Here is a 13,717-nt window from a genome sequence, read left to right on the forward strand (position 1 = left end):
GGGTGCGGCACGCGCTCGTCCAGCTCCTTCGATGCCCCCGCTGTCGCAAGGGCGCGCTGCGTCCCGAGGCGCCCGCGCCGGTGTTGCTCTTCGGCCCGCTGCGTTGTCCGGAGTGCCGCACCAGCTACCCGGTGGCCGAGGGCGTCGCGGACCTGGTGCTGGAGCCTCCCGCCTCCGCCGGCCTGCAGCGCGGGCTGGAGAACCGCTGGGTGGCGCGCTCCTACGAGCGCTACGTGCGCCCCACCCTCCAACGCGCGCTCCTGCGTCAGCCGCTCGACGCGGACAGCGAGTACCTGCTCTATCGCAGCCTGCTGGGCACGCCCGACGGGCCGGTGCTGGATCTGGGCTGCGGCACGGGGCTGGTGGCGCGCAGGCTCGCGCGTGAGCCGGGCTTCCCGCCCGTCGCCGGACAGGACGTGAGCCCCGCGATGCTGGAGGAAGGCATGGCGCAGGCGCGCGAGGCGGGCGCGACGGTGGACTTCCTGCGAGCCCAGGCGCCCTACCTCCCCTTCCAGGACGGAGCGCTGGGGGCGGTGTTGATGGTGGACTCGCTCCACTACGTGGAGGACCTGGGCCGGCTGATGCTGGAGGTGGCGCGGGCGCTGCGGCCCGGGGGACGCTGGGTGGCGAGCACGTATGCGCCGCCGGGGTCCGCGTCGGGGCTGCTTCACCGTCGCGCGGGGCTCCACCCCAGGACCGAGGCCACGCTGCGCGCGGCGGCCGGGGCGGCGGGGCTGGTGCGCTTCGAGCGCGTGGCGCTGCCGCCGCTGCTGGTGCTCAAGGCGGAGAGGGCCTCCGCCGAGACGCTCAGATGAAGATGCCGGCGGACGCGTCGGTGCGGCGCGCCTCGTCCAGCTTCAGCTCCGCGGGCTGGCCGCGCAGCGCGTCCATCACCTGCCGCTTGGGCTTGCAGCGGGCGCACTCACACGTGCCCTTCTTGCACGTGCAGTCCGCCTTGCTGCCGCACTGACACTTCGCGGCCATCAGCGAGTCGAGCGCGTCGAGCGGCCGCTCCTGCTCGCCCGTGGCCGGACGGGCCTCGGCGGCCTTCGTGTCCGGGGCGGGCGTCCGGGCCTTCTCGGCCTTGGCTCGCGCGGCCTGGGCGTGGGCCTCGCAGGCGCTCGCCGCTCGGGGCGCGAGCATCAGCAGACCGCTGGCCAGCGCCGCAACCATCATCGTCGCGTTGCGTGTCATGTGCGCGCTCCTCGAGGGGCCCTCGCCCCCCGTGCTCCGGCGCCTATAGCGCAGGCCCCAACGACTGCCAAGGTCGACGGCCATACCTTTGTCTACCTCGCCGCGTCACGTCGAGCGTCTCTGTTGGCTGCTCGCCGGGCAGGGAAGCGGCGCGTACAGTCCTGCCCCTCTCGTGACGAACTCCAACGCTCGCTTTATTCACGTGACGGCCCTGGTGCTCGGCGCCCTGCCCCTGTGGGTGTCCCGCCACCTGCCCATGGTGGACCTGCCGCAGCACCTGTACCTCATCTCGGTGCTCCACCGGCTGGATGACCCGAGCACGCTGTACCCGCAGCTCTTCGAGGCGCGGCACGCGTTGACCCCGTACCTGGGGTACTACTACCTGGTCAGCGCGCTGAACTGGCTGCTGCCGCTGGATTTGGCCAACCGCGTCTTCCTCACCGCCTACGTGGTGGGCCTGCCGCTGAGCCTGGGCTTCCTGCTGCGCTCGCTGGGCAGGCCCACGTGGCCGTCGCTGCTCGCGCTGCCCTTCGCGTACGGAGACAGCTTCGGCTGGGGCTTCATCAACTACTGCGCCGCGCTGCCGCTGACGTTGCTGTGCTGTGGCTTCTTCGTGCGCGCGCTGGAGGACGCGCCCCGGCGCAGACGCTGGGCGGCGTGGCTGGCCGGGTGCCTGGTCGCGGTGCTGCTGTTCCATGTGCAGGCCTTCGGGTTCCTCGCCTTCGGGCTGCCCTGGCTGCTCGTCACCACGGCGGTGCCGGAGGACGCCACGGCGCGGGGACTCGTCGCGAGGCTGAAGCCCCGGGTGCCGGCGCTCCTGGGCGTGGTGCCCGGGGTCGCGCTGTTCCTCGGCTGGGTGGTGCTGCGCTTCGGTGAGCCGCCCGACATCCAGCCGGGGGCGCCGTGGAAGGCGTGGGGGCCGACGTTCTCGCCGCAGAACCTGGGGTGGAAGAGCTTCGCGCAGAACCGCGCGGAGCTGTTCGACGTGCTCGCCAACACCCTGCGGGATGGCTCGGACCGGTGGGCGATGTACGCGGTGGGCGCGGTGGCGCTCGTGGGTTGGGTGGCGGGGCTGGTGCGGCCGGAGGCTGGGAGCTCTCGGGGCTGGGTGACGCGCTCGCGGCTGCTGGGGTTGGGCGGGCTGGCGCTGGCCCTCTACTTCCTGCTGCCGTTCGACATCCGGGGATACGTCTACTACCTGAACACGCGCTATGCGCACCTGGCGGCCGCGCTGCTGGTGGCCACCGCGCCGGCGACGGTGGCGTCGTGGCGGGTGCCGCTGCGATGGGCCGCGGGGGCGTGCGCGCTGGTGCTGGCCGTCACGCTGGGCCGGGGCTTCCGCGCGTTCTCACGCGAGGCGGCGGAGTGGGAGGGGCTGGTGTCGGCGACGGCGTCGAAGCCCCGGGTCATGGGGCTCGTCTACGACCCGGGCTCGCGCGTGGTCCGCTTTCCGGTGTTCATCCACTCGGCGGCGGTGCTCGCGCGTGAGCGCGGGGGTGTGCCCAACTTCACGTTCGCGTCCACGCCGCACTCGCCGCTGAAGTATCGCGGCGAGGTGCCGCCCACCTTCCCTTCCGAGTGGCGGCCCCAGGACGTGGATTGGGACAGGCAGGGCGCCTGGTACGACACCTTCGTGGTGCGCGGCGCCCACCCGTCCCAGGTGTTCGGCGCGAGGCTCCAGTCGGAGTTCGCCATCGTCGGGCAGTCGGGCCGCAGCTGGCTGGTGCGCAGGCGCTGAGCGCGGGGTCCGAGGTGTTCGGCGCGAGGCTCCAGGTGAGGCGCGCCACCACCAGGTCGCGGCCCACAGGTGCGCTGGCGCGAAGCGCGGATTTCGAGTTGGTTGGCAGAGGGCTCCGCCTCGTGCTCACGCGCATCAGCTCGACGGGCCGCAGTCGGCGGGTGCGCAGATGCTGAGCATGGCTTCCCAGGTGGGTGGCAGAAGGCTCCGCCTGGCGCTCACGCGCATCAGCTCGACGGGCCGCAGTCGGCGGGTGCGCAGATGCTGAGCACGCCTTCCGAGGCGTTCAGAGCAAGGCTCCGCTCGACGCTCACCGACGTCGGCCCGGCGTCGGGCGTCGACACCACCACGACACTCGCACCCGAGCGCCGCGTCCCGCGCCGTCCCGAGTGTGGGCCAGTGGTCGCGCGCCCCGCACGGGCGATGCCCCGAGACACACGGCGCGCGGTACAAGGCCCCCATGAAATCCCCCGCCTCGGACCCTCGCTCCCTGCTGGACGCACTTCGCGCCGGCACCGCCCTGCCGGACCTCCCCGCCGACAAGGTGGAGGCCGCCCGCGCCCTCGCGCGCGAGGGCCACGTCGCCACGCCCGCCGAGGTGGAGGCCCTGCCCGAGCCCCTCGCCGCCGCCCTCCTCGAAGCCTCCGTGCTCGCAGGCCAGCCCGCGCTCGCGGAAGCCCTGTCCGCCTCCTCGGTGAAGCCGCTGGCCAAGCTCGCCAAGAAGGCCCTGTACCGCCTGCGCTCGCGCGGTGTCGCGGTGGCCGAGGCCCCGCGCGCCGCCCCCACCGAGTCCCCCACCCCCGCTCCCGCGAGCGACGCCCTCCCCGCCCTCGCCAGCATCATCACCGGCCGGGGCGAGCGGGCCCTCGTCCTGGGCCGCGCCATTCGCGGCGGCGGCATCGAGGTGGTGCAAGCCCTGCTCACCGACGAGCACGGCGTCATCCAGCTCCAGTTGGGCGAGAAGGGCCGGGGCGCGTGGCGCCGCGTCATCAAGGAGGGCCTGGAGCAGGGGGGCACCATGGAGCTGCCCGTGGATGAGGCCGCCGCCCTGCTCGCCGAGGCCGCCGGACTCAACCTGCGCACCCACACCCCGTTCCCCGAAGGCCTGGACGTCGCCTTGCGCCACTTCGGCGTCCAGCCGCAGCTCGAGCCCACCACCCTCCCCGCTCCCGAGCCCGACGATGTCCGCCGCTCGCGCGAGGGCGACCTCCTGCACGAGACGGCCGAGATGGCCGCGTGGCTTCCGCCCGAGCCCGTGGTGAAGCGCCTGCTGGCGAAGCTGGACGAAGTCGTCGTCAGCCCCCTGGCCCTCAGCGACGTGCAGCGACAGGACCAGCTCCAGTCCGCCGTGGCCTCCGTGGCGCGGGACTTCTTCTCCCCGGACATGGCCCGGCGCTACGCCCTGCGACTGTGGAGGATGGCGGACTTCTTCGAGCGCACCGAGCGGACCCGGGAGGCCGACGTGGCCCGGGGAGAGGCGCGGCGCCTGTTCCACGGCGCCGACCAGCCCTTCTCCCGCTTCGCCGAGCGCCTCTTCGAGAAGGTCGTCGGCCTGGTGGCGGCCGCGGGAGCCCGCGCCGAGACCGCCACCCAGCGAGCCCCCGGAGCCCGGGAGCCCACCGCGTCCGCCGAGGCCGCCCCCTCTCAGGAGCGGCGCAGTCCAGGCGGACTCATCCTCCCCTGAAGCCCCGGGGAGGCCCCGCGCCTCACTCCGGTGAGACGCGGGCGCGCAGCAGCAGGTCCAGGTTCTCCTGCTCCCAGGCCTGGGCCCGCGAGTAGTCGTGGAAGCGCTTCTCGTGCTCCATGAGCTCGGGCGGATGGATGCACCGCCGCCCGTCCTCACCCCGCCGGGTCCGGTAGATGTGGTGGAGCATCTCGTGGAAGACGATCCACTCCACGAAGTAGCGGGGCACCACCGGCTGGTCCAACGCCGGGTGGATGCGGATGACCTTCGAGTCCGCCGAGTAGGAGCCCATCTTGATGCTCTTGCGCGGCCCCTTCACCCGGGGCGCCGGCCCGTAGGTGATGGCCGCGTCGATGCGCCGGCCGAAGTACCGCTCGTTGAGCCGGTCGAAGATGCGCTCCAGATCGTGCGTCCGCCCCGTCGGCTCCAGCCGGATGCGCTTGCGCATCTGCGCCGGGGACAGCCGCCGGATGTAGCTGCGGTTGCGCTCGATGTAGCGGTCCAACAACGCGCTCGCCTCCGGGTCCCCCTTGCGCACGAAGCTGGCGAGCGCCTGCACCACGTCGTCGGGCGCCGCCAGGAACATGTGGTGCAGCCGAAGCCGCCACATCGCTCGCTGACGTTGGAAGGTCAGCATCGTGTGCGTGTTGTCGTGGACCTCCACCGCCACCTTCGCGCGCAGACGCGTGCGGAGGCGGCGTTCGAGCACGCGTCTCCAGACCTTCAAGAGCCGGTTCGGTTCCGGCGCGACAGGAAGCTGTCGCACTACCCGCCCGGCCGTGTAACTCCTCTTCGTCACGATGTTTTTCTGCTTCTTGAGGCGCGCCATGGAGCGCCGGATTCTACGGCCCCGTCTGACATGCGCAATGCGCTCGCCAAGCGGAAAACCTAGGAAATCCAACGACTTAATGGCACTCAAGCCCACCCGGTCCCACTTGTCCGCTCCTGGGGGAGGCCCGCCCATACGGGCAAATGCCCGTCCCGACTAGCGACGCGGTTTGCAGGGCACCGGGAGGACGAGCGGACCCGGGTTCGCCTGCTCGATGAGGTAGGATTTCGTCCCCCGTCCGGTCCTCCGGCCGGGGCAGTCAAAATCGACCCGGAGCGGGCCGGGGGGCAGGCTGACGAGCCGATTGACGGGCAGCCGCTCGCCCCCCTCCTGGCGCAGGACCGTCTTCGGGGGCCCCTCGAAGCGGACCTCCACCAGCGAAGGCGGTGCGGGCTCGACCTTCGCGGGGAGCTCGGGCGCGGCGGCGACGCCCGGTGTCGGGGCCGGCGCCTCGGGCGTCGAGGGCGCGGGGGCGATGCCCGCGGCGGGATGCGCGGTGACCACCGGGGCGGCGGCTACGGGCGGCGGATTCGCGGAGCGCACCGGCACCGTGACGGCCGACGGCTTCTCCTCGAGCGCCTTCTGGGAGAGGTCCCGCGGCGGGATGGACAGGGGCGTGGGGCCCTTGAGCCGGGTGTAGAGGCCCCAGCACACCAGGCTCAGCAGCACCAGCAGGAGCAGCCCGCCGACGACGACCAGCACCAGCCCTCGCGAGCCGGTGCGCGCGGGGGTCGCGCTCGTGTCGGAGTAGTCGTAGCCACCGCCGTACCCCATGGTGGACTCGTCGTCCTCGCCATCGCGCAGCGAGGCCGTGGGGCTGGTGAGCGCGCCCGACATGCTGGAGTCGGTGTGGAAGTGGTCGTCGTCGTCCCCCACGGCCACGGCCGAGGCGCGCGCCGCGGGCATCAGCGGCCGGGAGGCGGCGCGGTGGCTCACCGTCGCCGGGGTGATGGACACCGACGGCTCCAGCTCCACCGAGGACATGCGCCGCATGGGCGTCGTCAGCGACACCGACTCGGACGTCTCCACGTCCACCGAGGACATGCGCCGCATGGGCGTCGTCAGCGACACCGACTGCGAGGCCTCCTCGTCCAGGGGCGACAAGCGCCGCATGGGCGTGGTGAGCGACACCGAGGCCTCCGCGTCCACCACCGACTGACGGCGGATGGGCATCGTCATGTCGCCGGGGCCGTCCTCCAGGTCCCGCGGAACCGGCGTGGGCGAGCGGCGCGGCGGCGCGGCCACGGGCGGGGAGGACAGGCGACGCGCGCGCGCGTCCGTGGGCGTGCGGGGGACGGGCCCTTCCGCGAGCGCCGCCGCGCGCGGCGAGGGAGGAGGCTCCAGCGGCGCGACGGCGCGAGGCGGCGGCTCCACCGGCAGCGGCCCCGACGCCGCGCGCCTGGCGGGCGTGGGCGGCGCGGTGAGCGGCTCCGGGGTGATGGGGCCTCGCTGCGCGGAGGACACCTCCGAGTGCGTGCTGGAGCGCCGCGCGGGAGGAGGCGGCGTGCGGCCCCGGCTGCGCTGGGGAATGGTGGACTCGCCGTCACCGGCGTCCTCGTCCTCCTCGTCCCGGAGCTGCGACAGCACCGAGTACCCCGTGGGCGCCGTGCGCACGGCGGTGGACATCTCCGAGTCCACGTCCTCGTCCACGGGAGGCGCGCTCCGGGCGCCGCTCGGCAGCTCGCGCGGGCGCGCCATCTGCGTGGCCGGCTCGGGCTCGTCCCGGTAGCTGGCGGCGGGCAGCCCGTCCGCGGAGTTGCGGCGCGGCGTGGGGCGCGCGGTGAGCCCAGGCGCGGAAGCAGGCGCCGGCTCCGCCATGGGCGTGGTGGAGGACAGCGTGGGCCCGGTGACCTCCAGCGGCGGCAGGCGCTGGGGCATGGACGAATCCAGCACCCGGTTGCCCGCCATGTGCACGGTGGCGTTCATGCGGCCCGCGGGCTTGGACACCGGGATGTGGAGGATGGTGCGCTCCTCCTCCTCGCCCATCAGCCGCGCGATGTAGTCGGCCACGTCCAGGCTCTGCTGCAGCGAGCCCGACGCGAGGAACGCCTCCAGCTCCGCGTGCACCACTGACGCGCGCGGGTAGCGCTGGTTGCGGTCCTTCGTCAGGCACCGCATGACGATGCGCGACAGCTCCAGCGGATAGTCCGGGCGCAAGAGGTGCGGCGGCGTCGGGTCCTCGAAGCGGATGGCGTAGAGGATTCCCTCCGTCGTCGGCTTGGAGAAGGGCTGCTTGCCGGTGGTGATTTCGTACAGCATGGTCCCCAGCGCGAAGATGTCCGCGCGGTGATCCAACCGCTCCTGCGACACCTGCTCCGGCGCCAGGTAGAGGAACTTTCCCTTGATGACGCCCGGCTTGCTGCGCTCCATGAACGCGCCGGCCTTGGCGATGCCGAAGTCGACCAGCTTGACGCGCCCGTCGTAGCCGATCATCACGTTCTGCGGGCTGACGTCCCGGTGGATGAGCTCCAGCGGGCGGCCGTCCACGCCCCGGCTCTGGTGCGCGTAGTCCAGCCCCGACGCCACCAGCGAGCAGATGCGCGCCGCCACGCCGCACGGCACCGTCGCCCCGAACTTGAACTCCTCCAGCACCACGTGGCGGAGGTCCACGCCCTCCACGAACTCCATGGCGATGAAGATGTTGTCGCCCTCCTTCCCCAGCTCGTGCACCTGCACGATGTTGGGGTGGTGCAACTGGGCGGCGATGCGCGCCTCGTCCAGGAACATCTGGACGAACTCCGGCTCCTCCGACAGGTACGGGAGGATGCGCTTGAGGACCACGAGCTCCGGATCCGGCGGACGCTGCGCCAGGAACAGCTCCGCCATCCCACCCACGGCGAGCCGCTTGATCAGCAGGTACTTTCCGAACGGGATGGCCGTCTGGGGCGAGCTCACGGAGGGAACGAGGCGTCTGACAGGGTGGGACAGGTTGGACTTTTCCCGAGCTTACCCACAATCAAAGGGTTGGGGGAGCCGGGGGCCCACATCGACCGGTAGCGGACACCGTCCTGGGGCGCCCGTCCAAAAAGAAGCCGCCCCTCCCGGCACGGGCGAGGGGCGGCGACTGCGCGGATCATCCCCGGGGGGATGGGCCTGGAACTACGGCGCCGCGACGGTGCCGACCATGTCCGGGTCGCAGTTCATCGGGTACAGCACGTAGGTGAACTTGTTCTCCGTGCCGGGGATGACGCCGTCGCCGTAGTCGTTGCACGTGAAGCGGGTGCCGGCGTCGGTGGTGGTCGTGCCGCCGTCCACGCACGGGGTGTTGGTGAAGGTCTCCCAGACGCCGCGGATGCCGTTGGGGAACGTCACCGTGCCGCCGTCATCCGCGGACACGCGCAGGTCGCAGGTCTGGTAGGTCTTGTAGTTCGCCACCAGCACGCCGCCGGTCACCTCGAAGCCCAGGTAGTTGTCGTTCGTCGGATCATCCGGGTACTGACGGAAGGCCGGGGGACGGGCGTTGGTGATGGTGATGGGGCCCGGGATGTGGACGCGCGAGCCGGCGTACTCGGGGTTGGGCTGGGCGGTGCCGCCCTCGGCGTTGCCGAAGTTCGCGGGCGCCTCGTTGTCCGCCAGCACCTGGCCGGAGCCGCGCTTGTTGAAGGCGATCTTCCCGGTCGCGCCACTCACGTTGAGGCGGAAGTCGTTCTTGATGACCGGACGGTACGCGTCACGGCCGGCGGGCACGTTGTCGTCCCCGTCCGGGAGGAACTCACGGTACAGGCCCGTGATGTCCAGCACGTCGCCGACCACGGGCTCGTACTTGCCCGCGACGGTGGTCTCGTGGTCGGTGTAGTACTTGTCGACGTAGATGCCCTCCTTCGGGAAGCACGGACTCACCACCCAGAAGCGGGCGATGATGTCACCGGAGCTGCCCTTCGAGACGTTGCTCACCGCCGTCACCACCACGTTGTTCAGCGAGACCCGGTCGCCCCGCCCCGCGGTGGTGCGCAGCACGCCGATGGGGCCCATGCCATTGACCGGGGCCGGACACGAGGACGGGCCCGCGTCAGGGGGGCCCGCGTCAGGGGGGCCCGCGTCGCCACATGCCCCTGTGCAGCCAGGACCGGAGTCGGGCGTACCGTTGTCGTCATCGTCACGACCAGAGCAGCCCGCCACGGAGGCCAGTACAGCCGTGGCGACCAGCGCCGCCGCGCCAAGCGTCTTGCGCAGTTGCATTTCTCGTTTCTCCATTCTTGTCGCGGCGCCAGGGGTTGATGTCGACGCCGGTCGGTCCGAGGATGTCGGCCTTATACCGGCGCCCGGAGGGGGCCGGCAAGGAACCCCCTCCCCCGCAGGTGACACCCGCGTGAAATCAGGGAACAACCCATGAGAGCCCCGCCCGCTTTTCTCCGAGGACTGCGGCCCACGCTGCACATCTCGCACCGCGGCGGCGCGCTGCTCGCGCCCGAGAACACGTTGGAAGCCTTCCGTCAGGCCGTGGAACGGTTCCGCACGGACATGCTGGAATTGGATGTGCACGTGACGCGCGACGGCGAAATCGTCGTGGCGCATGACGACACATTGCAGCGCTGCACGGATGGCATCGGACAACTGGCCGCGCTCTCGCTCTCCGAGCTGAAGCGATTGGACGCGGGGTATGGCTTTACCCCGGATGAAGGCCAGACGTTCCCGTTCCGGGGCCGGGGCGTGCGCATCCCCACACTCAGGGAGGTGCTGCGGGCCTTCCCGGGCCTGCGCCTCAACGTGGAGCTCAAGCCGGACGTGCCCGGGCAGGAGGAGCTGCTCGCCCGGCTGCTCGAGGACGAGGGCGCCGTGGACCGCGTCTGCCTGGGCAGCGAGCAGGACGCCGTGGGGGAGCGGCTCGCGGCGCGGCTGCCGGACGCGTGTCACTTCTATCCGCGTGAAGCGCTGGCCGCGCTGGTCATCGGGATGCGGAGCGGCGAGCCGCCGCCGGAGGACCCGCGCTACACGGTGCTCGACATGCCGCTGTACTTCGGCGAGGTGCGGCTGGTGGACGCGCAATTCCTGCGCGAGTGCGCCGAGCGCGGCAAGTGGGTCAACGTCTGGACGGTGGACGATGCGGCGGAGATGACCCGCCTCATCGAAGAAGGGGTCGGCGGCATCATGACCGACCGGCCGGACCTGCTGAGGCAGCGAATGGACGCCACCACCAAGCCGGGTTAAGCCCCGGTTCCATGCCTCGTTCCAGCTCGCGCCCGTCCCCCTCCCCGGCCGCTGCCCCGAAGCCCTCCGCCCCCCCCGCCGAGACGTCCGCGCCGCGCGCGAGCAACGCGGTGAAGACGGCGGCGAAGACGAAGGTGAAGGCCCCCAAGGGGCGGCGCTTCGTGGCGCTCGCGGGCAACATCGGCGCGGGCAAGACGACGGCGGCGAAGATGCTCAGCCAGAGCTTCGGCTACGAGCTGTTCGACGAGCCCGTCATCGACAACCGCTTCCTGCGTGACTACTACGCGGACATGTCGCGCTGGTCCTTCACGCTCCAGCTCGAGTTCCTCATCCGCCGCGTGGAGCACCACGAGCTCATCCACTCGTACCGCCGCAGCTGCGTGCAGGACCGCACGCTGTACGAGGACCCCGAAATCTTCGCCAAGTACCTGCACGGCCTGGGGCACATGACGAACGCGGAGCTGGACCTGTACTACGAGTACTTCCAGCGGCTGTCGCGCCACATCATCCGCCCGGACAAGGTCATCTGCTTCGAGGTGGGCAGCGTGGACGTGCTGCTCGAGCGCATCCGCACCCGGGGCCGCGAGGAGGAGAAGGGCATCCGTCCGCAGTTCCTGCGAGGGCTCAACGGCTACTACGCCTCCTTCCCCCAGGTGCTGCAGGAGAAGTACGGCGTGGAGACCCTGGTGATGGATGTCTCACGCCAGGACATCCGCAAGGGCCGCGGGCGCGAGGAGTTCCTGGACCGCATCTCCACCTTCCTGGCATGAGACGCGGCGGGGCCTTCGTCATGGGCCCGTCGTCTCTGTCTGGAAGGTGTGAGTGATGTCGGATTTGACGCCCAAGCGAGCCAAGGACACCGAGGTGGTGATGACACAGCTCATCCTGCCTCCCGACGCCAACAACCTGAACGCCGCGTTCGGCGGGAAGGTGATGGAGTGGATCGACATCTGCGGCGCGGTGGCCGCCCAGCGCCACTGCCGGCAGGTGGTGGTGACGGCCTCCATGGATGACCTGCACTTCCACGCGCCCATCAAGGTGGGCTGGGTGGCGCTGCTGCACTCGCGCGTGCTGGCCGCCTTCCGCACGTCCATGGAGGTGGGCGTCACGGTGCACGCGGAGAACCCGCTCACCGGCGAGCGCACACTCACCACCAGCGCGCTGCTCACCTTCGTGGCCATCGACAAGGACGGCAAGCGCGTCCCCGTGCCGCCGCTCCTGATGGAGTCGGACACGGAGAAGGAGGCCTTCCGCGAGGCCGAGGCCCGCCGCGCGCAGCGGCTCGCGCGTCAGAAGGAGAACCAGTCCTGGTTGAAGGTGATGCAGCCCATCGCCGGGGCCTGAGGGCCCGCTCGGCGAAGCGGCGGACTCGACGAGGGCGGCGGTGCTGCCACCGCCCTCGCCGTGAGGCCGTCGAGCAACGGATGCGGCTCAGGTCGTGAACGACGTGCCGCAGCCGCAGGAGGACTTCGCGTTCGGGTTGTTGAACTTGAAGCCCGCGCCCGTGATCGCGGAGACGTAGTCGATCTCCGTGCCGGCCAGGTACTGGCTGCTCATGCCGTCGGTGGCGAGCTTCACGCCGTCCTGCTCCCAGACGCTGTCGCCGGCCTTGGTCTCCTTGACCAGGTTCAGGTCGTAGCCCAGGCCGCTGCAGCCGGCGGGGACGACGCGGATGGAGAAGAAGTAGCCCTCGAAGCCCTGGGCCTTGATGACCTCCTTCACCTGCCGGACGGCGGCCTCCGTCAAACGCACCGCCGTCGGGGGCGCGGACTGGGGGGCCGTCGAGGTGGCGGAAGCGGGGGTCGTGGTCGTCGTATCCATGTCGGAAAAATCTCCTCTCAAACCGACCTTTATAACGCCCGGGGCCGGAAAATCCATGGGAGCGGCCGCTCGTCCGCCCCGGGACACTTCATCCCGCACGGGCCCGCCCCCAGGCCTCGGGTTATACCGGCCCCATGGCGCCCACCTTCCGAGAGCTGCTGGCCGGAGTGAAACAGGAGATTCGCGAAGTCACCGTGGACGAGGTGAAGCGCCTCCTGGACGCCCGGGCCCCGGTGAAGCTCGTGGACGTGAGGGAGGCGGACGAGTACGCGGGCGGCCGGCTGCCGGGCGCGGTGCACATCCCCCGGGGCTACCTGGAGCTGCGCATCGAGGAGCGCGCGGGCCGGGACGAGGAGCTCATCGTCTACTGCGCGGGCGGCACCCGCTCGGCGCTGGCGGTGAGGACGCTCAAGGAGCTGGGCTACACGCGCGTGGCGTCGCTCGCGGGCGGCTACAACCGCTGGAGCGACGCGGCCCTGCCCGTGGAGAAGCCCTTCGTGCTCTCCGCTGAACAGAAGGAGCGCTACCGCCGCCACCTCATCCTCCCGGAGGTGGGCGAGGAGGGTCAGGCGCGCCTCTTGAAGTCCCGGGTGCTGCTGATGGGGGCGGGGGGCCTGGGCTCCCCGGCGGCGCTGTACCTGGCGGCCGCGGGCGTGGGGACCCTGGGCATCGTCGACTCGGACGTGGTGGACCTGAGCAACCTGCAGCGGCAGGTGCTGCACACCCAGGAGCGCCGGGGCCAGCCCAAGGTGGTCAGCGCCCGCGCCGCGATTGAAGCCCTCAACCCGGACGTGAAGGTGGTGCCCTTCCAGGAGCGCCTGACGTCGCAGAACGTGCTGCGCGTGCTGGACGGCTTCGACCTGGTCCTCGACGGCGGCGACAACTTCCCCACCCGCTACCTGCTCAACGACGCGTGCCTCATGCGCGGGCTGCCCAACATCCACGGCTCGGTGTTCCGCTTCGAGGGCCAGGTGACGACCTTCGTGCCGGGACAGGGCCCCTGCTACCGCTGCCTCTACCCCGCCCCGCCGCCGCCGGAGCTCGCGCCCTCGTGCGCGGAGGCGGGCGTGCTCGGCGTGTTGCCGGGCCTCATCGGCCTGCTCCAGGCCAACGAGGCCCTCAAGCTCATCCTCGGGAAGGGAGAGCCGCTCGTCGGCCGGCTGCTGACGTTCGACGCGCTGGGCACCCGCTTCCAGGAGCTCAAGCTGCGCCGCGACGCGCAGTGCCCCGTGTGCTCGCCCGGCGCGAAGGTGGAGCTCATCGACTACGAGCGCTTCTGCGCCACCGCCCACTGACACCCGCC

Annotated in this window: 12 protein-coding genes; 7 read left to right on the plus strand and 5 right to left on the minus strand. The window is 71.5% G+C overall.

Going from position 1 to position 13,717, the window contains the following annotated elements:
* Positions 1–2 precede the first annotated feature (2 nt).
* Complete coding sequence (locus VZQ01_RS03325; RefSeq protein ID WP_223746721.1) at positions 3–815, plus strand: class I SAM-dependent methyltransferase; 813 nt, start codon at positions 3–5, stop codon at positions 813–815.
* Here the strand turns inward: VZQ01_RS03325 and VZQ01_RS03330 are convergent.
* Positions 808–1,194 (minus strand): metallothionein, encoded by a 387-nt coding sequence (locus VZQ01_RS03330; protein WP_223783045.1) that lies wholly within the window; start codon positions 1,192–1,194, stop codon positions 808–810. The two genes, VZQ01_RS03325 and VZQ01_RS03330, sit on opposite strands and share 8 nt — an antisense overlap.
* A 202-nt stretch (positions 1,195–1,396) precedes the next feature.
* Here VZQ01_RS03330 and VZQ01_RS03335 point away from each other — a divergent pair, with 202 nt between their 5' ends.
* A complete protein-coding gene (locus VZQ01_RS03335) occupies positions 1,397–2,932 on the plus strand; it encodes a hypothetical protein (protein ID WP_426746888.1) in 1,536 nt (511 codons plus the stop codon).
* A 460-nt stretch (positions 2,933–3,392) separates the two neighbouring features.
* Positions 3,393–4,616: a hypothetical protein gene (locus tag VZQ01_RS03340; RefSeq protein WP_223746718.1), complete on the plus strand. Its 1,224-nt coding sequence runs from the start codon at positions 3,393–3,395 to the stop codon at positions 4,614–4,616.
* Between the two features lie 22 nt (positions 4,617–4,638).
* Here the strand turns inward: VZQ01_RS03340 and VZQ01_RS03345 are convergent, their stop codons facing one another.
* The 3 genes from VZQ01_RS03345 to VZQ01_RS03355 form a co-directional block, all read right to left on the minus strand.
* Complete coding sequence (locus VZQ01_RS03345) at positions 4,639–5,445, minus strand: hypothetical protein (RefSeq protein WP_141332795.1); 807 nt, start codon at positions 5,443–5,445, stop codon at positions 4,639–4,641.
* A gap of 156 nt (positions 5,446–5,601) precedes the next feature.
* Positions 5,602–8,340 (minus strand): serine/threonine-protein kinase, encoded by a 2,739-nt coding sequence (locus VZQ01_RS03350; RefSeq protein WP_426746889.1) that lies wholly within the window; start codon positions 8,338–8,340, stop codon positions 5,602–5,604.
* Between the two features lie 204 nt (positions 8,341–8,544).
* Entirely contained in the window at positions 8,545–9,417 is an 873-nt protein-coding gene (locus VZQ01_RS03355; RefSeq protein ID WP_426746890.1) for a hypothetical protein, read from the minus strand.
* 357 nt (positions 9,418–9,774) lie between these two features.
* Between VZQ01_RS03355 and VZQ01_RS03360 the strand changes: the two genes are divergently transcribed.
* From VZQ01_RS03360 to VZQ01_RS03370, 3 genes are read left to right on the plus strand one after another with little or no spacing between them, the layout of a single operon-like run.
* A complete protein-coding gene (locus tag VZQ01_RS03360; RefSeq protein ID WP_223783048.1) occupies positions 9,775–10,593 on the plus strand; it encodes a glycerophosphodiester phosphodiesterase family protein in 819 nt (272 codons plus the stop codon).
* 11 nt (positions 10,594–10,604) lie between these two features.
* A complete protein-coding gene (locus VZQ01_RS03365) occupies positions 10,605–11,363 on the plus strand; it encodes a deoxynucleoside kinase (protein WP_426746891.1) in 759 nt (252 codons plus the stop codon).
* 55 nt (positions 11,364–11,418) lie between these two features.
* Complete coding sequence (locus VZQ01_RS03370) at positions 11,419–11,937, plus strand: acyl-CoA thioesterase (RefSeq protein ID WP_046712842.1); 519 nt, start codon at positions 11,419–11,421, stop codon at positions 11,935–11,937.
* Positions 11,938–12,024: 87 nt separating this feature from the next.
* Here the strand turns inward: VZQ01_RS03370 and VZQ01_RS03375 are convergent, their stop codons facing one another.
* Entirely contained in the window at positions 12,025–12,414 is a 390-nt protein-coding gene (locus VZQ01_RS03375; RefSeq protein WP_223746714.1) for a HesB/IscA family protein, read from the minus strand.
* 134 nt (positions 12,415–12,548) lie between these two features.
* Between VZQ01_RS03375 and moeB the strand changes: the two genes are divergently transcribed.
* Positions 12,549–13,709 carry a molybdopterin-synthase adenylyltransferase MoeB gene (moeB, locus tag VZQ01_RS03380; protein WP_426746892.1) on the plus strand — a complete coding sequence of 387 codons (1,161 nt, stop codon included), beginning with the start codon at positions 12,549–12,551 and terminating at the stop codon, positions 13,707–13,709.
* The last annotated feature ends 8 nt before the right edge of the window (positions 13,710–13,717 follow it).

It is taken from the genome of Myxococcus faecalis (genome assembly GCF_050039385.1).
GTDB classification, from domain to species: domain Bacteria; phylum Myxococcota; class Myxococcia; order Myxococcales; family Myxococcaceae; genus Myxococcus; species Myxococcus fulvus.